The organism is Rudaea sp. 3F27F6 (assembly GCF_005503555.1).
GTDB lineage: Bacteria > Pseudomonadota > Gammaproteobacteria > Xanthomonadales > Rhodanobacteraceae > Rudaea.
The window spans coordinates 1,796,816-1,817,336 of record NZ_SCNG01000001.1 but is presented as its reverse complement, the minus strand read 5'-3'; the positions used below and the strand labels follow the sequence as shown (position 1 = coordinate 1,817,336).

General features: G+C 66.9%; 16 protein-coding genes. 10 read left to right on the top strand and 6 right to left on the bottom strand.

The annotated features are described in order from the left end of the window. Positions 1-497 precede the first annotated feature (497 nt). From FFS30_RS07725 to FFS30_RS07715, 3 genes are all read right to left on the bottom strand, one after another. A complete protein-coding gene (locus FFS30_RS07725; protein ID WP_137912469.1) occupies positions 498-1,868 on the bottom strand; it encodes an AMP-binding protein in 1,371 nt (456 codons plus the stop codon). Between the two features lie 182 nt (positions 1,869-2,050). Next, positions 2,051-2,608, bottom strand: a complete 558-nt coding sequence (locus FFS30_RS07720) for a Sua5/YciO/YrdC/YwlC family protein (protein ID WP_137912468.1) — start codon at positions 2,606-2,608, stop codon at positions 2,051-2,053. A 10-nt stretch (positions 2,609-2,618) separates the two neighbouring features. Continuing rightward, a complete protein-coding gene (locus FFS30_RS07715) occupies positions 2,619-5,066 on the bottom strand; it encodes a DNA topoisomerase I (protein WP_137912467.1) in 2,448 nt (815 codons plus the stop codon). Positions 5,067-5,328: 262 nt separating this feature from the next. On the opposite strand from FFS30_RS07715, the gene FFS30_RS07710 reads away from it, so the two are divergent. Further along, positions 5,329-5,667 carry a hypothetical protein gene (locus FFS30_RS07710; RefSeq protein WP_137912466.1) on the top strand — a complete coding sequence of 113 codons (339 nt, stop codon included), beginning with the start codon at positions 5,329-5,331 and terminating at the stop codon, positions 5,665-5,667. A gap of 14 nt (positions 5,668-5,681) precedes the next feature. Here FFS30_RS07710 and dprA read toward each other — a convergent pair whose 3' ends face one another. After that, complete coding sequence (gene dprA / locus FFS30_RS07705; protein ID WP_137912465.1) at positions 5,682-6,830, bottom strand: DNA-processing protein DprA; 1,149 nt, start codon at positions 6,828-6,830, stop codon at positions 5,682-5,684. 25 nt (positions 6,831-6,855) lie between these two features. Further along, positions 6,856-8,040, bottom strand: coding sequence for a LysM domain-containing protein (locus tag FFS30_RS07700; RefSeq protein ID WP_137912464.1), 1,185 nt, complete (start codon positions 8,038-8,040; stop codon positions 6,856-6,858). A 168-nt stretch (positions 8,041-8,208) separates the two neighbouring features. On the opposite strand from FFS30_RS07700, the gene def reads away from it, so the two are divergent. The 8 genes from def (at position 8,209) to FFS30_RS07660 (ending at position 17,710) form a co-directional block, all read left to right on the top strand. Continuing rightward, on the top strand, positions 8,209-8,715 hold the full coding sequence (def, locus tag FFS30_RS07695; RefSeq protein ID WP_137912463.1) for a peptide deformylase: 507 nt from the start codon (positions 8,209-8,211) through the stop codon (positions 8,713-8,715). A gap of 23 nt (positions 8,716-8,738) precedes the next feature. Continuing rightward, positions 8,739-9,686 carry a methionyl-tRNA formyltransferase gene (gene fmt / locus FFS30_RS07690; RefSeq protein ID WP_171014490.1) on the top strand — a complete coding sequence of 316 codons (948 nt, stop codon included), beginning with the start codon at positions 8,739-8,741 and terminating at the stop codon, positions 9,684-9,686. After that, positions 9,683-11,002, top strand: coding sequence for a 16S rRNA (cytosine(967)-C(5))-methyltransferase RsmB (rsmB, locus tag FFS30_RS07685; RefSeq protein ID WP_137912461.1), 1,320 nt, complete (start codon positions 9,683-9,685; stop codon positions 11,000-11,002). Before fmt ends, rsmB begins: the two co-directional genes overlap by 4 nt. Continuing rightward, positions 10,977-11,552, top strand: coding sequence for a DUF4390 domain-containing protein (locus tag FFS30_RS07680; protein ID WP_137912460.1), 576 nt, complete (start codon positions 10,977-10,979; stop codon positions 11,550-11,552). Before rsmB ends, FFS30_RS07680 begins: the two co-directional genes overlap by 26 nt. Further along, a complete protein-coding gene (locus FFS30_RS07675; protein WP_137912459.1) occupies positions 11,525-13,708 on the top strand; it encodes an ATP-binding protein in 2,184 nt (727 codons plus the stop codon). The genes FFS30_RS07680 and FFS30_RS07675 overlap by 28 nt, the downstream gene beginning before the upstream one ends. A gap of 145 nt (positions 13,709-13,853) precedes the next feature. Further along, positions 13,854-15,575, top strand: a complete 1,722-nt coding sequence (locus tag FFS30_RS07670) for a glycosyltransferase family 39 protein (protein WP_137912458.1) — start codon at positions 13,854-13,856, stop codon at positions 15,573-15,575. Positions 15,576-15,596: 21 nt separating this feature from the next. After that, the gene (locus FFS30_RS07665; protein WP_137912457.1) at positions 15,597-16,718 is read left to right on the top strand and encodes a glycosyltransferase family 9 protein; all 1,122 of its coding nucleotides are present in this window, start codon (positions 15,597-15,599) and stop codon (positions 16,716-16,718) included. Then, positions 16,715-17,710, top strand: a complete 996-nt coding sequence (locus FFS30_RS07660; protein ID WP_137912456.1) for a glycosyltransferase — start codon at positions 16,715-16,717, stop codon at positions 17,708-17,710. Before FFS30_RS07665 ends, FFS30_RS07660 begins: the two co-directional genes overlap by 4 nt. A gap of 144 nt (positions 17,711-17,854) precedes the next feature. Here FFS30_RS07660 and FFS30_RS07655 read toward each other — a convergent pair whose 3' ends face one another. After that, positions 17,855-18,919 carry a glycosyltransferase family 9 protein gene (locus FFS30_RS07655; RefSeq protein ID WP_137912455.1) on the bottom strand — a complete coding sequence of 355 codons (1,065 nt, stop codon included), beginning with the start codon at positions 18,917-18,919 and terminating at the stop codon, positions 17,855-17,857. Between the two features lie 179 nt (positions 18,920-19,098). On the opposite strand from FFS30_RS07655, the gene FFS30_RS07650 reads away from it, so the two are divergent. Further along, positions 19,099-20,493 carry a sigma-54 dependent transcriptional regulator gene (locus FFS30_RS07650; RefSeq protein WP_137912454.1) on the top strand — a complete coding sequence of 465 codons (1,395 nt, stop codon included), beginning with the start codon at positions 19,099-19,101 and terminating at the stop codon, positions 20,491-20,493. Positions 20,494-20,521 lie beyond the last annotated feature (28 nt).

Below are 20,521 nucleotides of genomic sequence, written 5' to 3'. Positions count from 1 at the left end.
AGAAGCAAGGCAGCGCGCATCGTGCGCGCCAAAGCAACGGCCACCTTCGTAGGCTGCGGCTTTTGATCTCGGGTCCCCGTCAGCCGCGGCGAGGGCATGACGGAATCGCCCGTAGGGTCGCGCGCAGGATGCGCGCGAGTTCGCGAATGGACACGGATGTCCATCGAGCGAACCCCGGCATGACCTCGCGAACCGCCGTAGGCGGCGCGGCTCCCGGGGCGGCGTTTCTTTGGTTACTTTCTTGTCGCTGTAGACAAGAAAGTAACCCGCTCGCCCGTAGGGCGAGTGGAAGCTCTTGCTTCTAAAACACAAAAGAACAAAAGCAACGTCACTGGATGACCAGCCCTGCGGCTGTTAAGAGCCCCGCAAGAAGCACGCGGGAATGACGAGCATAAGCAAGAGCTAGATTCCTGCTTGACCAGCCCTTCGGCTGTTGAGAGCCGCAGGAATGATGAGCGAAGAAGCAAAAAATCCCCGGGGCGCGATGAATCGCGCAACTACAACGCCGCCAATAAGGCATCCCTCGGCAACTTCCCCGTGGCATTGCGCGGCAGCGCAGCGACCAAACGCAGCGGCCGCGGCAGAAAGGCCGGATCGATCGACGCACGCAGCGCATCGAGGATCTGTGTCTCGCTAAGTGACGGCGCGACGACGAGGGCGGCGAGCCGGCGCACGCCGCGTTCGGTCGACGAATCGGCTTCCGTGTCGAGTTGGAATATCACGCCGTCCTCGACGCCGTCGATCGCGAGCAGGCGTCGCGTCAGGTCGGTGAGCGAGGCGCGTTTGCCGGCGATTTCGAGCAGGTCGCCGTTGCGCCCGCGCAATTTGAAGTGCCGTTCGGGCAGCAGTTCGACGATGTCCTGCAGCAAAGTCGGCTCAAGGAAATGCGGTGCGTTGACGAGAGTGCCGTCGGGCTGCGGGTGCAGCTCCACGCCGTCGTAGAGCGACCAGGCCGCGGCGATCGCGGTGCGGCGCCGAGCGATCACGCAGGTCTCGGTCGAGCCGAACAGTTCGATCACGCGCGTGGAAAACTGCGCCTCGACGCGCGCGGCCAGTTCGGCCGACAGTGGTGCCGTCGCGGTGACGACGGCGGCCAGCGGCGGCAAGGTCACGCCCGATTCCTGCAGTGCGCGCAGGTGAAACGGCGTGGTCACGAGGATGCGCGGCTCCGGACTTTCCTCGAGCGCCGTGGCGATATCGGCCGGCAGCAGCGGTTGCGCGATATGGATCGCCGCACGCGAGCGCAGCGGCAGCAGCACCGACAGTTCCATGCCGAACATATGTTGCGGCGGCACGGTGGCGAGTACGTTGAACGCCTCGCTGATGGACTCGAGCGCAGCGAGATTGAGCGCGCTGCTCGCGCAAAATCCGCCCCAGGTCTTGCGGTTCGCCTTTGGTGCGCCGGTCGAGCCCGAGGTGAAGCCGATCGCGACCAGTTGCTTCGCCGGTATCGACACATTGACGAAATGAATGCCGGCCGGCGTGGCCGACAATACTTCGCGGACGTCGATCGTGTACGTGTCGGCGAGTTCGCCGTCCTCGTCGGCGAGCGCGTAGTGATGCGGGTAGGCGCGCAGAATTTCGGCAAGCGCCTGCGGCGCGCGCGATGCGGGCAGAAGATTGGTCTGCCCGGCGACGGCGGCCGCGCAGAACGCGACGAGAAACCGGTAACGCTGCGTGCACAGGTTGAGCGCATAGCGGGCCTTGGGCAGCCGCTCGGCAAGGGCGAGTATGTCGGCGAGAAATTCCGCCGCGCTGATCTGGCGCTCGCCGTCGCGCGCGAAGACGCGGGCGAAGTCCTCATCGGCGAGCAGCGGAATGTTCGCTCGCGCGTTGCCGGAAAGGGCGTTCTCGAATACGGCCGACATGCGGCTCCCTTTTATCAATAGTTCACGACGCCGGACAGTGGCGTCCGGCACCGTGTTGGATCGGGCAAACCAACTTTGGCGGCATGGCCGTGCCACGTTTGCTACAAACAGCAGGAAGTGCCGTTTATGCCGGCGCTCCCCGTGCGCCGCGATTGCCCCTCAAACCGCCTTCAAACGTGTCGCTAAACTCGAAATTCTGCACCGGTGATGACGTCACGAATCGGCGTCGGACGGTCCAGTCCGCCGGTCTCGCCAGCCAGAATATAGGCTACCTCGCCGCCGAACGCAGCATGGGCGGCCTCGGCGCTGCGCGCCGGCGGCTCGCCGTGGCGGTTGGCGCTGGTGGAAACGAGCGCGCCGCCGTAGGCCCGGCACAGCGCGGCGGCGAGCGGATGCGCAGTCACGCGCAGGGCGATGCCGGCATGCCCGCCGCTGAGCCAGCCGGGCGTCGCCGCGGCGCGCGGAAACACCCAGGTATGCGGTCCGGGCCAGGTCGCGCGCGCGCGCGCGAACGCCTCGTCCGGCACGGCTGCCGGATCGATGAATTCTTCCACTTGGGCGACGTCGGCCGCGATCAGCAGCACGCCCTGAGTCGGCGGGCGGCGTTTGAGCGCAAACAGGCGCGTGACCGCGGCTTCGTTCCACGGATCGCAGCCGAGGCCGAATACGGCCTCGGTCGGATAAGCGATCACGCCGCCTGCGCGCAGTGCGGCAACGGCCGAATCGAGAGCGGGCTGCATTCCGCTGCCGTCACTCGGCCTTGGCGGCCGTTTTCTTGGCGGCGGCCTTTTTCGTTGCGGTCTTTTTCGCCGCGGCCTTCTTTGCGGGCGCCTTCTTCGCGGCCTTCTTGGCCGGTGCGGCTTCCGCCTTCTTCGCTGGCGCACCCTTGGCGGCCCGGCCGAAGCGGCCACGCTTCTCGGGCGCGGCGGCGAGCAGCTCGGCGCATTCGGCTTCGGTCAGGCTCGCCGGTTCGCGGTCCTTCGGAATCTTTGCGTTCTTCTTGCCGTCGGTGATGTACGGACCGTACTGGCCGCGCAGGATCTGGATCGCGCCGTCCTGGAAGCTCGCGATGACGCGGTTACGGATCGCTTCTGCCTTTTCGTGCAGCAGTTCTTTCGCGCGCGCCAGCTCGATCGTGTACGGATCGTCGGGCGCCTTGATCGAGGCGTAGGTCTTGCCGTGCTTGACGAACGGGCCGAAGCGGCCGACACCGACGCTGATCTTGTCGCCGTCGTCGGCGAGGCCGAGTTCGCGCGGCAGCTTGAACAGATGCAGCGCGTCATCGAGCGTGATCGTGTGGATGCTCTGGCCCGGACGCAGCGAGGCGAAGCGCTTCTCTTCGTCGTCGCGGCCGCCGAGCTGGGCCATCGGCCCGTAGCGGCCGAGGCGCACCGAAACCGGCTTGCCGGAAACCGGGTCGTCGCCAAGCACGCGCTCGCCGCCGGCTTCGCTGCGATCGACGGTCTCGGTCTTGTCCTCGACCAGCGCCTTGAACGGCGTCCAGAATTTCTTCAGCAGCGGCACCCACTCTTCTTCGCCGCGGCTGACCGCGTCGAGCTCGTCTTCGAGCTTCGCGGTGAAATCGTAGTCGACGTACTGGGTGAAATGGCCCGAGAGGAATTTCGCCACGGCGCGGCCGACGTCGGTCGGGCGGAAACGGCGGCTGTCGAGAGTGACGTATTCGCGGTTGAGCAGCACCTGGATGATGCTGGCGTAGGTCGACGGCCGGCCGATGCCGTACTCCTCGAGCGTCTTGACCAGCGAGGCTTCCGAATAGCGCGGCGGCGGCTCGGTGAAATGCTGGTCGGCGGCGATGCCGGCAACCGGCACCGCTTCGCCAATCTGCATCGCCGGCAGCTTGCGGTTCTCGTCGTCGTCCTCGGCGTTCTTGGCGTCGCGGCCTTCCTCGTAGACGGCGAGAAAGCCCGGATCGACCACAGTCGTGCCGCTTGCGCGGAACATCGAGTCGTTGCCCGGATCGAGATCGACCGACACGGTGTTGAGCGTCGCGTACTGCATCTGGCTTGCGACTGCGCGCTTCCAGATCAGCTCGTAGAGTTTGCGCTGGTCGTCGCTGAGGTACTGGGCCATCTCGCGCGGCGTATGCAGCGCCGAAGTCGGGCGGATCGCTTCGTGGGCTTCCTGCGCGTTCTTCTGCTTGCTGCGGTAAAAGTTCGGCGTTTCGGGCAGGCCTTTAGCGCCGTAGTCGCGCGCGATGACCTTGCGGATTTCGGTGATCGCATCGGCCGCGAGGCTGACCGAGTCGGTACGCATATAAGTGATCAGGCCGACCGTGCCTTCGCCACCGATCGCAACGCCCTCGTAAAGGCCCTGGGCAATGCGCATCGTGCGCGTGGTCGAGAAGCCGAGTTTGCGCGCGGCTTCCTGCTGCAAGGTCGAAGTCGTGAACGGCGGCGCGGGACGGCGCTTGCGTTCCTTCGACTGCACTTCGGCGACGACGAGGCGGCCCTGCGCGGACTTGATCAACGCGTCGCGCGCGGCATGCGCGTCGGCCTCGTTGGTCAGGTCGAACTGCTCGAATTTCTTGCCGCGCAGCTTGATCAGGCGCGCAGCGAAGCGCTGGTCCGGATGCGCGCAATCGGCTTCGATCGTCCAGTATTCCTGCGCCTTGAACGCTTCGATCTCTTCCTCGCGTTCGACGATCATGCGCAGCGCCGGCGACTGTACGCGGCCCGCGGACAGGCCGCGCTGCACCTTGCGCCAGAGCACCGGCGAGAGATTGAAGCCGACCAGGTAGTCGAGCGCGCGGCGCGCCTGCTGTGCGTTGATCAGGTCGTGCGAGAGCCGGCGCGGATTCGCCACGGCCTCCTGGATCGCGCGCGGCGTGATTTCGGAGAACACCACGCGGTGCACTTCCTTGCCGTCGAGCAGTTTCTTCTGTTTGAGGATTTCCGAGATGTGCCAGGAAATGGCTTCGCCTTCGCGATCCAAGTCGGTCGCGAGATAGATGGAATCGGCCGCCTTCGCCGCCTTGGCGATCGCGTCGACGTGTTTCTCGTTCTTGTCGATCAGCTCGTAGGCCATCGCGAAGTCGTGGTCGGGATCGACCGCGCCTTCTTTCGGCTTGAGGTCGCGCACGTGACCGTAGGACGCCAGGACCTGAAAGTCCTTGCCGAGATATTTGTTGATCGTCTTCGCCTTGGCGGGCGATTCGACGATGAGGAGATTTTTTGCCATGGCATTACTTTGCGGGCGCAACCACATCCGCTTCGATGCGGATAAATGGATGGGAGTGAAGGAAATTCAAGGAATTGCGGCGCAGGAGTCTAGGGCGCCCTTTTTTTCAGTCAACCCCGACAGCGGGCGCGCTGTCAAGTACTAAATGACGGAAACAAAAGCTGAGACAACTTTCTTCATGCTGATTCCTATGCCTGTGAGGTGACGCCGAGATGCGTCCCGGTCAATGCCCATCCCTCGTTCAATTACCGGAGAAAACAGGATGAACAGTGCAGAAATCCCGAAGTCCGCGACCGAGCTGCTTGCACACCTCGCGAACGAACAGGGGATGAAAGATTTTCTGGCCGCGCCGCTGCCGATACTCGCCACGCTCGCGGCTCAGGAGCGACGCCTGGAGCTGGCTCACAACGACAGATTCATCTACCGCACCGTGGTGATCACTCTGGCGCTCCTCGTGTTTCTAGTGGCGGGGGTGGAAACCTTGTCGTTTGCGAATGTTTTCGTCGCCAAACCCTCCGACTATTTGATCGCGCTGGGTTCGACTGCGCTCGGCGCCTTGGCGGGATTGTTGGCACCCGTTCCGAACAATCGTCAAGCCTGAGTTTGGACTCTGGGTCAACCCGGCGTGGGCGTCTTGCGCGCGTAACGCCCATTCTCGGCAACGACGAGGCCGTCGAGTTCGAGCATCAGCAGCATCGAAGAAAGCGAGGCGGCGGCCAGGCCGGTGCGCAAGGCCAGCTCATCGAGCGCCACGGGTTCCGGCCCCAGCGCTTTCGTCAGTGCGGCATAGTCGGGATCGCGAGCGCGCGGATCGCCGGCGAAACGCGCGGCCGCTGCGTCTTGGCCGTCAGCGGTCGTCGCCAAGCGCTCGCGCAGGCCGTCGGCAAGTAATGCGCCGACGCCGTGCAGCTCTTCGAGCACCTCGCCCGCGGTCTCGACGAGTTTCGCGCCCTCGCGGATCAGCTTGTGGCAGCCGCGTGCGAGCGGGCTGTGAATCGAGCCGGGCAGGGCGAAGACTTCGCGGCCCTGTTCGGCGGCATAGCGCGCGGTGGTCAGCGACCCGGATTTCAGGCTCGCCTCGACCACGAGGGTGCCGAGGCTCAGCCCGGAAATAATGCGGTTGCGCCGCGGAAAATGCTTGGGATGTCCGGGCACGCCCGGCGGATACTCGCTGACCAGGGCGCCGCTCGCGGCGATGCGCGCGGCGAGTTCCGCATGCTGGAGCGGATAGACCAGATCGATGCCGGTGCCGAGCACGGCGACGGTCTTGCCGCCGGCGTCGAGCGCGGCCGCGTGCGCGGCGCCGTCGATGCCTTCGGCGAGTCCGCTCGTGACCGTGTTGCCGGCGAGCGCAAACGCCCGCGCGAATGCACGCGCATTGGCCACACCTGCGGCGCTCGCGCTGCGCGCGCCGACGACGGCGATCTGCGCGGTCCACAATAAGGCCGGGTCGCCGATCACGAACAGCGCAGCCGGAGCGCTGCCGATCTCGCGCAGCAGGACGGGGAAGTCTTCGCTGTCGCAGACGAGCAGGTGATGGTGGGGCTCGGCAAGCCAGGCTTCGTCTTCGGCCAGCCGCACCGAGTCGGGTGCGGCGAGCCAGCTGCGCGCTTCTTCGGGTGCTTCACGCCGCGCACGCTCCAGCGCGGTGCTGGCGTCGCCATGCCGGGCGAGCAGGTCGCGGATCGCTGCGGCGCCGAGTCCGGGCGCGCGCAGCAGGGTCAACCAGGCGCGCGTGCGGCGGGTTTCCAGTGCATCCGACATCGCCATCTCCCTGGCTTGCGTGCGTTCAGAGGTGATCGGGCTCGTAGAGCGGATCGAGCAGGTGCACCGGCTTCACCCCGTCGACGACAAGGCCGTAGCTGACGTGGTCGAAGGTGCGGAAGATCATCACATGGCCGATGTATTCCTCGGGCAGCTGCACCTTGGCGTCCTTCGGATGGAAGAATTTCTTCCCGCTTTCAGGCGAATAGTCGAAATTGTCGTTGACCTGCTCGCCCGGGTGGAAAATCGAATAAACCTGGCCGTTCTCCACGCCGTCGGCGGCGCCGTGCGAAAGAGCGAGCACCTGGTCGCGTCCGGCGACCATCCAGCCCGACGGGTCGATCGTGTCGGTGAACGCGACCACGCGCATGCCGGCCGGCACCTGCTTCGGCGGATGCGGCACGTATTGGGCGTCGTAGGGCTTGTCGTCGAGCGGCAGGACGAGATCGCCCGGACGCACTTCGATGTCCGAGGCGAGCAGCAGGGCCGAGGAAGGATTGGCCGCCTTGGTCACGCGTACCGTGCCGATCTGCAAGCCTTCGTAGCCGATGAAATTGACCTTGCCGGCAAGGCTCGATTCCTGCGGGCCGTGACGCCACATCAGGTCGCCGCGGATCTCGTGGTCGCGGCTCGGCTCGTCCGTCGAGTCGCGGTAGAAGCGCTGCGGCTCGCCGTTGCGCGGCACGATCTCGTAGTAGCGGCCGAGCACGCGCACGATCGCGAGCTGCTGGCCCGGCGCGGCGTCGAGTCCGCGCACGTAGACGAGCTGGCCCGGCGTCGCGCGCAGATGCGCTTCTTCGGCGCCGACCACGTGCGGCGCGTTCTTGAACTGGTCGATGTCGATGACGCGCGTGCGCTTGAGGAACTTGTCGATGCGTTCGAGCGCAATCGGTTTCACCGCGTCCTCGAGCTGCTCGACGCGCGCGTGCGGGCCGCCGGAATTGCTCAGGCGCGGGCCGCCGTCGAGATAGGCGAGATTGATCACGTCGCCCGGGAAAATCAGGTGCGGGTTCTTGATCTGACCGTTGGCCTGCCATATCTCAGGCCATTGCCAGGGCTTCTTGAGGAACTTGTTGGAGATGCTCCAGAGCGTGTCGCCGCGGCGCACGACATAGGTGTCCGGGTGGCCGGGCTTGAGCTCGACCGTGGCGGCGTAAGCGACGAGCGTCAACGCGAGTCCGGCGAAAATCGCAGGCAACTTCTTCAGCATAGTGAGTCCCGATGTTCCCCAAGGCCCAAGAACCCGCCTCCATGCATCGCGGGCAAGTGCGCGAAGTGTAGAGGAAAATCCTCTTCCTGAAACGCGACGCGGCGCGCAGGTTCGTCGCCCGGGGCGCGTTGGCGTATACTTTCCTTCCAAACTTTCCGGTTTCGTGTCATGAGTCTGCTGCCCATCCTCGAATATCCCGATCCGCGCCTGCGCACCAAGGCGCAGCCCGTGACCGTGTTCGACGACGCGCTGCAGACCTTGATCGACGATATGTTCGCGACGATGTACGACGCGCCTGGCATCGGCCTGGCCGCGAGCCAGGTCAACGTGCACAAGCAACTGCTCGTGCTCGACGTGTCGGAAGAGAAAAACGAGCCGATGGTGCTGATCAATCCGGCGATCGTCGCCAGCGTCGGCAGCCAGACCTATCAGGAAGGCTGCCTATCGGTGCCCGGCATCTTCGCCGACGTCGACCGCGCCGACACGATCACGGTCGAATCGCTCGACCGCCACGGCAAGCCGCAGAACTTCCAGGCCGACGGCCTGCTCGCGATCTGCATCCAGCACGAGATGGACCATCTGATCGGCAAGCTCTTCGTCGATTATCTGTCCCCGCTCAAGCGCGAGCTGGTGCGCAAGAAGCTGGAAAAACAGCGCCGCGCCGCGGCGAGCTGAAAACTCCCGCGATGAACCGTCCCCTGCGCGTGGTGTTCGCCGGAACGCCGGATTTCGCCGTGCCGCACTTGGCCGCGTGCCGCCGCGAAGGCGTCGACGTCGTTGCCGTCTATACCCAACCCGACCGACCGTCGGGCCGCGGGCGCAAACTCGCCGCGAGCCCGGTCAAAGCGGCCGCGCTCGAAGCCGGCCTGCCGGTCGAGCAGCCGGAGAACTTGAAGGACGCCGCCGCGCGCGAACGCCTCGCCGCGTATGCGCCGGATCTTATGGTCGTGGTCGCCTACGGCCTGATCCTTTCGCGCAAGGTGCTCGCGATTCCGGCGCTCGGCTGCTGGAACGTGCATGCCTCGCTGCTGCCGCGCTGGCGCGGCGCGGCACCGATCCAGCGCGCGGTGCTCGCCGGCGACGCTGAAAGCGGCGTCTGCCTGATGCGCATGGAGGCCGGTCTCGACACCGGCCCCGTGCTGCTGCGCCGCGCGGTTCCGATCGCATGCGACGATACCGGCGGCAGCCTGCACGACAAACTCGCCGCGCTCGGCGCCGAACTGCTTGGCGACGGACTCGATCGCGTCGTGCGCGACGAGTTACTCGCGGCGACGCCGCAGCCCGAAGCCGGCGTGACCTACGCGCACAAGCTAGACAAGGCTGAGGCGCGGCTCGACTGGAATGAATCCGCCGTGGCGCTCGAACGCAAAGTGCGCGCGTTCGATCCGTGGCCGGTGGCCGAAGCGATCGTCGAAGGCGAAACGCTGCGTCTGTGGAACGCGGCGGCTCTTTCCGCTCACCGCTCAGCGCTCGCCGCTCCCGGTTCCGTTGTAGCCGCGTCGCGCGACGGCATAGACATCGCCTGCGCCGATGGCGTGCTGCGCCTGCTCGACGTGCAGCGCGCGGGCGGGCGGTGCATCGCCGCCGCCGACTATCTCAACGCGCGGCCGGAATTGAAGCGGCCGGCACCGAAACCCGCGCAATGAACGCGCGTCCGCCGCAAGCGGCCGACGTACGCGCGATCGCCGCGCAGGCGCTCGCGCGGATCGTCCACGGGGAATCGTTGCGCACCGCGTTCGCCGCGTCGTCGGGAAAGCTCGCCGATGCACGCGACCGCGCCCTGCTGTCGAGCCTGCTGCACGAAGGCGCGCGCTGGTGGCTGCGCTACGACGCGGCGCTCGACCGCCTGCTCGAACGCCCGTTGCGCGAGCGCGAGGCGCAGGTGCACGCCCTCGCCGTACTCGGCCTCGTCCAGCTCGACGTCCTGCGCCTGCCGGAATACGCCGCGGTGGCGGCGACGGTCGAGGCCGCGCGTGCCTTGCGCAAGCCGAAGTTCGCCGGCCTCGTCAACGCCCTGCTGCGGCGCTGGCTGCGCGAGCGCGACAGTCTGATTGCACAGCTCGACGCCGATCCGCTGACGCGCAGCGCACATCCGGCCTGGCTGCTCGAAGCGCTGCGCGCCGATTGGCCGGAACAGGCCGACGCGATCGTCGCAGCGAACAACGCCCAGGCGCCGCTCTGGCTGCGCGTCAACCGGCGCCGCGTGCGCCGTGATGATCTGCTCGCGCGGCTCACCGCAGCCGGCGTGGAAGCTCAGGCGGACACGCGGCTCGAGCACGCCATCGTGCTCGCACAGAGTGCCGACGTGACGCGTCTGCCCGGCTATGCCGAGGGCGAGTTCTCGGTGCAGGACGGCGCGGCCCAGTTCGCCGCCGGGCTGCTCGACCTCGCCGACGGCCAGCGCGTGCTCGACGCCTGCGCGGCGCCCGGCGGCAAGTCGGCGCATATCCTCGAAAGCGCGCAGGTGAAACTCGTCGCGCTCGATGCCGATGCGCGGCGCCTGCCGCGCGTCGCCGAAAACTTTTCGCGTCTCGGCGTCGCTTCCGACGTGCGCGCGGGCAACGCTGCCGAGCCCGCCGCCTGGTGGGACGGGCGCCCGTTCGACCGCATTCTGATCGATGCGCCGTGCTCGGCGAGCGGCATCGTGCGCCGCCAGCCTGACATCAAGCTGCACCGTCGCGCGGACGACATTCCGCGCCTCGTCGCCGAGCAGGCGCGCATCCTCGATGCGCTGTGGCCTTTGCTTGGCAAGGGCGGACGCTTAGTCTATGCGACGTGTTCCGTGCTCGCCGAAGAGAACGCGCGGCAGATCGCGCGCGCCCTCGCCCGGCACGGCGACGCGCGGATCGCCGCCGCCGCGCCGGACGGCTGGCATCGTCCAGAACAGGGTGGCGCGCAGAACTTGCCGGGGGAGCGCGGCATGGACGGGTTCTACTATGCGGTATTGGAAAAAGTTCATTAGTACACTTTTTCCGATCGCCCTTGCGGCGATGGCGGGCGCCTGTGCGCGCACGGGCGACGGCGCACGTTTCGCGGTGCGCGAAGCCGCGGTCGGCGGCGGCGCGTTGACCGCGCAGCTCGACTGGCAGCCCAACGAGACCCTGCTTGACGGCCTCGACCATGGCATCCCGCTGGTGTTCGAGATCACCCTGTCGGCGCAGGCGGCCGGCCCGCTCGGCTGGAAGACGAATATCGCCGAACAGCGCTGGCGCCGCGAGCTGCGCTATTTTCCACTGACCCGGCAATACCAGCTGCGCGATCCGGACCTCGCCCAGGACAACGTGCAGACGCGCAGCTACAGCGTGCGCCAGCTCGTCATCGCCGCGATCGCCGACCTGCGCCTGCCGCTCGATCCGACGATGAGCGCCGCAGCCGCGCAGTGCTACGTGCTGCGCATCGATCTCGAACGCGACGCCCTGCCCGGCGCACTGCGCCTGCCCGCCATGATCGACGCAGACTGGCGCCTTTCCACCGGAAACTACGCATGGCAGCCCAAGTCCGGTACGGGCTGAACTTCTTCGCCCGGCGCGTGCTGCCGGCGCTGGCGATCGCCGCCCTGCTCGCGGCGGCGCTGCTGCTCGCGCGCGACGCGGCGAGCGACAACAACCGGCTCAGTCGCTTCTATCCGTGGATTCTCGGTGCCTCGGCGTTTGCGCTGATCGTGCTTATCGCGATCATCGTCCAGCGTCTCGTGCGCCTTTCGCGCGAACTCGCGCGTGCCCTGCCCGGCGCGCGCCTGACCCGGCGCATGCTGCTCATGCTGATCTCGCTCGCCGTGCCGCCGGTGCTCGTGGTCTACGGCTTCTCGCTGTATTTTCTCAATGCGACAGTCGACACCTGGTTCAACGCGCGCATCGAGCAGGGATTGTCCGCCGCGCTCGGCGTCGGCAAGGCCTACCTCGACGAACGTCTGCGTGCGGCCGACGCGAGCGCGACGAAGATCGCGCGCGAACTCGCCGATGCGCCCGACGCCGATCTGCAGACGCGCCTCAACACCGCGCTCGACGCCCAGCCGATCACCCAGCTCGTGGTCTTCGGCGATGACCGCCGCGTGCTCGCCAACGCGGGTTCCGATCCGCGTTTTCTCGACGCGGTCTATCCGGATGCGAATGCGCTGATCCAGTTGAAGACGGCCGGCCGCTACGCGGTCGCCGAACCGGTCGGCGAGCCGGGCGCACTCAAGCTACGCGTGATCCTGCCGCTGCCCGATACCACGCCCGGCGCCAATCGATTGCTCCAGGCGCTGTATCCGGTGCCCGCGCAAGTGCAGCCGCTCATGGCAACGGTCGAGCAGGCCGGCTATGACTTCCAGCGCCTGAAGTTCCTGCGCGATTCGCTGAAGCTGACCCTGACCTTCGTGCTGACCTTCGTGCTGCTTCTGTCGGCGCTGTTCGCGGTGCTCACCGCGTTCGGCCTCGCGCGCCGCCTGACCTCGCCGATCGGCCGTCTCGCCGCGGCCACGCGCGCGGTCGGCGCCGGCCGCTACGACACGCCGCTGCCGGTTGCGAGCGACGACGAACTCGGCTTCCTCACGCATTCGTTCAACCAGATGCAGGGCGAACTCGAACGCGCGAGTTCGCGCCTCGTGCGCAGCGCACAGGAGACCGACAGCCAGCGCACCTATCTCAAGGCCGTGCTCGAACGCCTGTCCGCGGGCGTTCTCGGCCTCGACCGCGAAGGCGTGCTGCGCACAGCCAATCACGCCGCCGAGTCGATCCTCGACCTGCCCCTGTCGCGCTATATCGGCCAACATCTCGGCGCGGTGCGGCGCGAACGGCCGGCGCTGGCGCCGCTGATCGATCCGATCCTCAAGCACATGCGCGAAGCGGCGCGTGAATGGCGCGAGGAAGTCGTGCTCGAAGACGGCGGCGAGCGCCGCGTGCTCATGCTGCGCGGCGCCGAACTCGCGCCGACGCTTGGCGAAGACGCCGGCACCGTCGCCGTGTTCGACGACTTGACCCTGCTCAACCGCGCCCAGCGCGACGCGGCCTGGGCCGAAGTGGCACGCCGCCTCGCCCACGAAGTGAAGAACCCGCTGACCCCGATTCAGCTCGCCGCGGAGCGCCTGCGCCGGCGTTTCATCGGCCGCCTGCCGCCCGACGAGACCGAAGTGCTCGACCGCGCCACGCTGACCATCGTCAACCAGGTCGAAGCGCTCAAGGCGATGGTCAATGCGTTCGGCGACTACGCGCGGCCGCCGCAGATCGATGCGCGGCCGCTGTCGATCAATGCGTTAGCGGGCGAGGTCGTCGATCTCTATGAGAACGACCAGCGCATTCAGCTCACGCGCCAGTTCGCGCCGGGCGATCCGAATCTGCGCGCCGACGCAGTACGCCTGCGCCAGCTCCTGCACAACCTGATCAAGAACTCGCTCGAAGCGGTGACCGGCGAGCACAAGCCGCACATCGAGGTGATCACGCGCGAAGTGCGCGACGCCGACCGCAACTGGATCGAGCTGGCCGTGGCCGACAACGGCCCGGGCCTGCCCGAGGGCTTCGACGCGCGTTGGTTCGAGCCGTACACAACGAGCAAGGTCAAAGGCACCGGCCTGGGCCTCGCCGTGGCGAAGAAGATCGTCGAGGAACACGGCGGCACGATCCGCGCCGAGAACCGTGCCGAAGGCGGCGCCATATTCACTTTGCGCCTGCCGCGCGACGGCGTCGCATGAGAACCGCATGGCTTTTTTGCCACGGATTGCACGGATGAACACGGATGAGGCAAAAGAAACTTAATCTATCCCTGTTCTTGCTCTATCCGTGCCGACCCACGCAATCCGTGGCGAAGATTTCTTTTGCTCTGCTCGAAGCGATCCGATGAACACTGCAGTTCACCCCTCTCAATCCCGCCGCGAGCTGTGGCTGTTTCTGCTGTTCGCCCTCGTCGTGATCGGCGCCGGCATCGGCCTGCGCGATCCGTGGCCGGCGGACGAGCCGCGCTTCGCCCTGTCGGCCAAGCAGATGGTCGAGAGCGGCAACTGGCTGGTGCCGCATCGTGGTCACGAAATCTACGCCGATAAACCGCCCGCATTCATGGCGATGCAGGCCGTCGCGTTCGAGCTGACGCGCAGCTGGCGCATCGCTTTTCTGCTGCCGTCGCTGCTCGCCGCGCTCGGCACGCTGTTGTTGGTCTACGACTTGGCGCGGCGCTTGTGGGATCGCCGCGCCGGGCTGTACGCCGGCGTCGCCCTGCTCTGCGTATTCCAGTTCGTCTACCAGGCCAAGCGCGCGCAGATCGATCCGACGGTGACGTTCTTTATCACTTTGGCGAATTACGGATTGCTGCGGCATTTCATAGTTGGCCCCAATTGGCGCATGTACTGGCTTGGCTGCTTCGCCGCCGGGCTCGGCGTGATCACCAAGGGCGTCGGCGTGCTCGCCCTGCTGATGTTCGTACCGTACATTTTTGCCCGATGCCTGCATTGGAACGGCGTCGCCTCGACGCAGAATTCCGCCTGGCGCTGGGCAGGCGGCTTCGCCGCTTTTCTCGCCGCGATCGGACTCTGGCTCGTGCCGCTCGGCCTCGCCGTCTGGCTCGATCCGTCGCCGGACTACCAGGCCTATCTCAACGACATTCTGTTCAAGCAGACCGCCGCACGCTACACCGATTCTTGGGACCATCAGCAGCCGCCGTGGTACTTCATCGGCGTGATCGCGAGCGGCTGGCTGCCGCTGTGGCTGACCTGGTTCGGCACGGTGCCGGCCTGGGCACGGGCGCTCAAGGCGCGCGACGCGCGCGTACTCCTGCCGCTAGCCTGGGCCGTGCTCGTGATCGCGTTCTTCAGCATTCCGGCGGGCAAGCGCGACATGTACATCATGCCGGCGCTGCCGATGGTCGCCCTCGCCTGCGCGCCGTTCCTGCCCGCGATCGTCGAAACGCGCTGGTTCCGCGCGCTCGCCCTGCTCGTGCTCGTCGCCCTCGGCGCCGTGCTCGCCGGCGCCGGGCTGCATGCCTGGTCGGGGCATTGGAAATTCGCCAACGACCTCGCCGAACAGCGCGGCTTCGGCGGCGGCGCGGCGTTGTGGGGACTGCTGATCGCGCTCGGTGCGTGGCTCCTGCTCTGCGCCGCCTGGTTCCGCTTCGCGCGCGCCTCGCGCGGCCTCGTTGCCGGGCTCGCCGGCCTGTGGCTGCTCTGGGGCGTGTGGGCGAGTCCGCTGCTCAACGATTCGAGTTCCGCTCGCGGCCTTATGCACGATGCCGGCGGGATCATCGGCCCGGATGCCGAGCTGGGCCTGGTCGCGTGGAAAGAACAGAACCTGCTGTTCGCCGACCGCAAGGCCGCCGAATTCGGTTTCGTCAAACCGGCGCATCTACAGCTTGGCGAGGCGATCCGCTGGCAGGAGGCGAAGCCCGACTCGCGCTGGGTCTTCGTTCTCGCCGACGCGATGGCGCCGTGCATCGACCAAGTCAAGGCGCGCTACGTCGGCCATGCGAACCGGCGCGAATGGTGGCTGTTCCGCAGCGATGCCGTGGCGGACGCCTGCCGCGGCGGCAACGTGCCCGCGCCGCGCAAGGAAGTCGACGCCGAGGCGGAGTAAAGCCGGCTAGACTGCGCGGCCATGACGCAAGAAATCCGACACAGCAACGATTCGCCGACGAAGAGCCTGCGCCGCCGCGTGGCGCGCTGGTTCTCGCAGCGCCTCGCGCCCGAGGCGGCGCCTGCGGCCGATCTGCCGACGCATATTCCCACGCGAGGTATCCATCGCATCCTTGTCTGCCGTGCGACCAAGACGCTCGGCGAAACCCTGCTCCTGTCACCGCTGCTGCAGGAACTCGAAGCGCGCTATCCCGGCGCCGAGGTCGATATAGTCAGCGGCTGTGGCGCGGCACCGGCGCTGTTCTCGCTTTATGCCCAGGTGCGGCGCGTGACCGTGCTGCCGAAGAGCCTCGCCAAGGCGCCGCTGCGTTACCGGCGCGTGCTCAAGCAATTGCGCGAGACGGGCTACGATCTCGCCATCGATCCGTACCTGCTCTCGCACTCGGATCGTCTGCTCGTGCGCAGTTCGCAGGCGCGTTTCCGCATCGGCTTCGACGGAGCGAAGAAGAGCGGCCATCTGACCCACGCGATCGGCGAGCCGAATGACGAGGAGCACGCGGCGAAGCTGCCTATCTATCTGCTGCGCAAGACCATGGGCGTCGCCGGCGATCCGACGGCATGGACCTACCCGGAACTCGATCTGCACCTGAGCGCGGCCGAGCGCGAACAGGGCCGCGCCAGTCTGCGTGCCGTCGCCGCGACCGGCGCACTCGCGCAGCCGCGCGGCACGATCGGCGTCTACGCCTTCGCCACCGGCGTGAAGAATTATCCGCGCGAATGGTGGGATCAATTCCTCGCCGCGCTCGCCGCGCGCTACCCGGACTATGCGATCGTCGAGATCGTGCCGGGCTTCGGCCGTTCCCTGCTCGGCGATCGCTATCCGACTTACTTCGCCAGCGACATCCGCAAACTCGGCGGCGTGCTCGCGAATCTCTCGCTCTATGTCAGCGCCGACTGCGGCATCATGCATCTCGCCGCGGCGAGCGGCGCGCCGACTGTCGGCATCTTCGCCGTCACCGACATTCCGGGCTGGAGTGTGTACGGCGCGCACAACCATACGATCGACGCGCGCGGGCTCGACGCCGCAGAGGTTGCCGCGGCGACGGTCGCCGCCTGCGGCGAACTCGGGCTGGGCGGCGCATGAGTGCGGGCCTGCGCATCAATCTGATCGCGCGCAACAACGGTGTCGGCCTGTCGACCGATCTGCGTCTGCTGACCGACGCGCTGCGTGCGCAGGGTCATACGGTCGACTACACCAACATCCGCGGCGGCAAGCTGCACAAGTACGTCGTGCCCGCCCTGATGCGCGCCAAGAATGCGCTGCGCGGTCTCGTGCGCGCGCCGCGCTACGACGTGAATCTGATGCTCGAGCACATCCGCGACGAATACGCCGCGCTCGCGCAGCGCAACGTGATGTTGCCGAACCCCGAGTGGCAGTGGCCTGATGAAGTCGCGCGCTTCGGCACGCTCGATCATGTCCTGGTCAAGACCCGTCACGCCGAGCCAATCTTCCGCGCGCACGGCTGCGCAACGACTTACATCGGCTTCACCAGTCCCGACCGTCTCGACCGCTTGGTGCCGCGCCGGCGCGAGTTCTTTCATCTCGCCGGACGCAGCGAACTCAAGGGCACCGAGCGCCTGCTCGCGCTATGGCGCCGGCATCCCGAGTGGCCGAAGCTGACCTGCGTACAGCATGCGATCACGGCGAAACCGGGTGCGCCCGCGGCGAACATCGACCATCGCATCGGCTATGTCGACGACGCCGAACTCAAGCGCCTGCAGAACGAACTGCGCTTTCATCTGTGCCCGTCGGAAACCGAGGGCTACGGCCACTATCTTGTCGAGGCGCTCAGCGTCGGCGCGATCGTCGTCAGCAACGATGCCGAGCCGATGAACGAACTCGTCACGCGCGAGCGCGGCGTGCTCGTCGCCTGCCGCGTCGCGGGGAAAAAGAATCTCGCCACGATCTACGAATTCGACGAAGCGGCGATGACTGCCGCCGTCGAGGGTCTGATCGCCGCCGACGAAGCCGAACTGGACCGTCTCGGCGCCGCCGCACGCACGTGGTACGAAGACAACGACCGCGGCTTCGGCGAGCGCTTGCGCGCGGGTCTCGCTGCGGCGATGACGGCCTAGGACGCTGGGACTGGTGCTGTTGCAAAAGCCAAAGAGATTTGGCCACGGATTACGCGGATAACACGGATAAAGCAGAGCCAATAAATTTTCGTTTTGCTCTATCCGTGTTATCCGCGTAATCCGTGGCAAAAAAGCTCTTGCCCCTCAACCGCGCGCGAGCGGCTGCCACGCCGCAAACACCTGCTCAGGCGCGATTTCAGAAACCGACGGCACCTGCGGTGCGACGCCGACGTTGATTACCGGTTTGCCGACTGCGCTGCGCCGGTCCCACTTGTCGGGGCCGTACTTGCCGCCGTAGAGCACGACGAGCGGGCAGCCCATCGCCGCGGCGAGATGCGCCGGGCCGGTATCGACCGAGACCATGCTGTGTGCGCGTTCGAGCACGGCGAGCAGACGCCGCACGGGCAGATCGGTCGTCGCCGTCTGTACTTGTTCGAGATTTGCCGCGCGCGCGATCGCCGTGCATACGGCCGTCTCGACCGGCGCGCCGCAGAGCAGCAGGTTCGCCGTCGGCAGCGTTTCGTGCATCGCACGCAGCAATGTCGCCCAGTTTTCCACCGGCCAGAATTTCGGATCCCTGCCGCGCCGCTCCCACCAGCGGTGCACGTGCCAGTTGCCGGGCTGCAGCAAGACGAGAGGTGCGTCGGCGAGGCCGCGCTGGCGCAGCCACGCATCGGCGTCGGCGCGATCGTCGGCGCCCAGGTAAAGGCGCGGCGCGGTGCGCAGGTCGGCGTCCTGCCACGGATAGTCGGCCTCGCGGTACGCGGGCGGAGTCACGCAGCCGAACGCGAGCGCCTGGTCGACCCAGTGCTCGTCGCCGCGCAGGTCCATGTCACGGATGAACACGCAGCGTTCGCGCGGAACCCCGGCGAAACGCAACATCCAGCGGATGCGCTTGAGCGAGCCGCGTGTGTCTTCGCTGATATAGATCGGGCCGTCGTGGGCGCGGATCTTCGCGATCATGCGCCAGCGTTCCGGGCTGAAAACCAGCCGACGGTTGCGCTTCATCAACTGCCAGACTTCGCCGACGTCGGGATGGTCGCGGTACAACTGGCCTGACCAGGTGCCGCGGCTCAGCACGCGGCAAGGAAGCCCGTAGCGCCGGTGCAGCAAATGCAGCATCGGTTCCTGCAGAACCATGTCGCCGAGACGGCCGAAACGGATGACCAGCGGAACCAGGGGGCGCGCCGGCCCGTTTTGCGATGGCATGTGGAGGATGGCCCGAGATCGGCTCAAGGCGGCCGACTTGCGGCGCGATTATAGGCAGCAGCGGTTAAGCAATGCTTGAAGGCCGCGCGGGAAGGCGGCGCAAACGCTTCTTGCCATGCGCATGTCTGCAAGGCGATTGCGCTATCCTAGCCGTCGCATTTTCGCAACAGGCATTCCGCATGGCTTCCGGTCGCATCCTGGTCGTCGACGACGAGCCCGATATCCGCACCACGGTCAAGGAGATCCTCGAAGACGAGGGCTACCAGGTCGCGCTCGCGGCGAGCGCGGCGGCCGCGCGCGAGGTGCGCACGCAGAGCCGGCCCGACGTGATCCTGCTCGATATCTGGATGCCCGAGACCGACGGCATCAGTCTGCTGCGCGAATGGGCCGGTGCGGGCGCGCTGACCACGCCGGTGATCATGATGTCGGGCCACGGCACGGTCGAAACGGCGGTTGAGGCGACGCGTCTCGGTGCCTACGACTTTGTCGAAAAGCCCATTTCGCTGGCCAAGCTGCTGCTGACCATCGAGCGCGCGCGCGAGGCGAGTCGGCTCAAGCGCGAGAATGAGGGCCTGCGCGAACAGCTCGCCCTGCCGCTCGAACCGATCGGCGCGTCGAAGGCGATGGCCGCGCTGCGTGCGCAGCTCGACAAGCTCGCCCAGCACGACGCGTCGATCCTGATCCAGGGCGAGGCCGGCACGGGCAAGGAATCGCTCGCTCGCTGGCTGCATGCGCGTTCGCAGCGTCAGGGCGGCCCGTTCGTCGCGGTCGCGCCGGGCTCGGTGCCGCGCGACAACTTGGTCGCGACGCTGTTCGGCAGCGAGGACGCGAACGGCGCCAAGGCCGGACTGATCGAACAGGCGCACGGCGGCACGCTGTTCCTCGACGAAGTCGCCGAACTCGATGCGGAACTGCAGCAGCGCCTCGCCAGCGTGCTCGAACGCCGCGCTCTGGTGCGCTCGGGCGGCGCCGGCGCGGTACCGCTCGATCTGCGCGTGATCGCCGCGACCGCGCAGAATCTCGAAGCGCTGGTCAGGGCCGGCGCGTTCCGCGAAGACCTGTATTTCCTGATCAACGTGGTGCCGCTCGCCGTGCCGCCGCTGCGCCGGCGCAACGAGGACGTGCCCGAGCTGCTGCGCGTCTTTGCCGATTTCTACTCGCATCGCGACAAGCTGCCGTATCGCGTTTTCCCGGTCTCGGTGCAGAACCGCCTGCGCAATCACGACTGGCCGGGCAACGTGCGCGAACTGCGCAACCTCGTGCAGCGCCTGCTGATCATGGGCAACGGCGACGAGGTGACGATCGAGGAAGTCGAATCCGCGCTCGGCCGCGCCGCGTCGCCTACGCCCGCGCGCGAAGCGGCGGCCGATTCGCCGGCCGCGGCGATCGACTTCAACCTGCCTCTGCGCGAAGCACGCGAGCAGTTCGAACGCGCCTACCTGCTGCGCCAGCTGCAGGACGCCGGCGGCAGCGTCGGCAAGCTCGCCAAGATGGTCGGCATGGAGCGCACGCATCTTTATCGCAAGCTGCGCGACCTCGGCGTTGATGTGAAATCCTCCGCGCGAGAAGAATGACTTAAAAAGCTATCGGACACGGATTTGC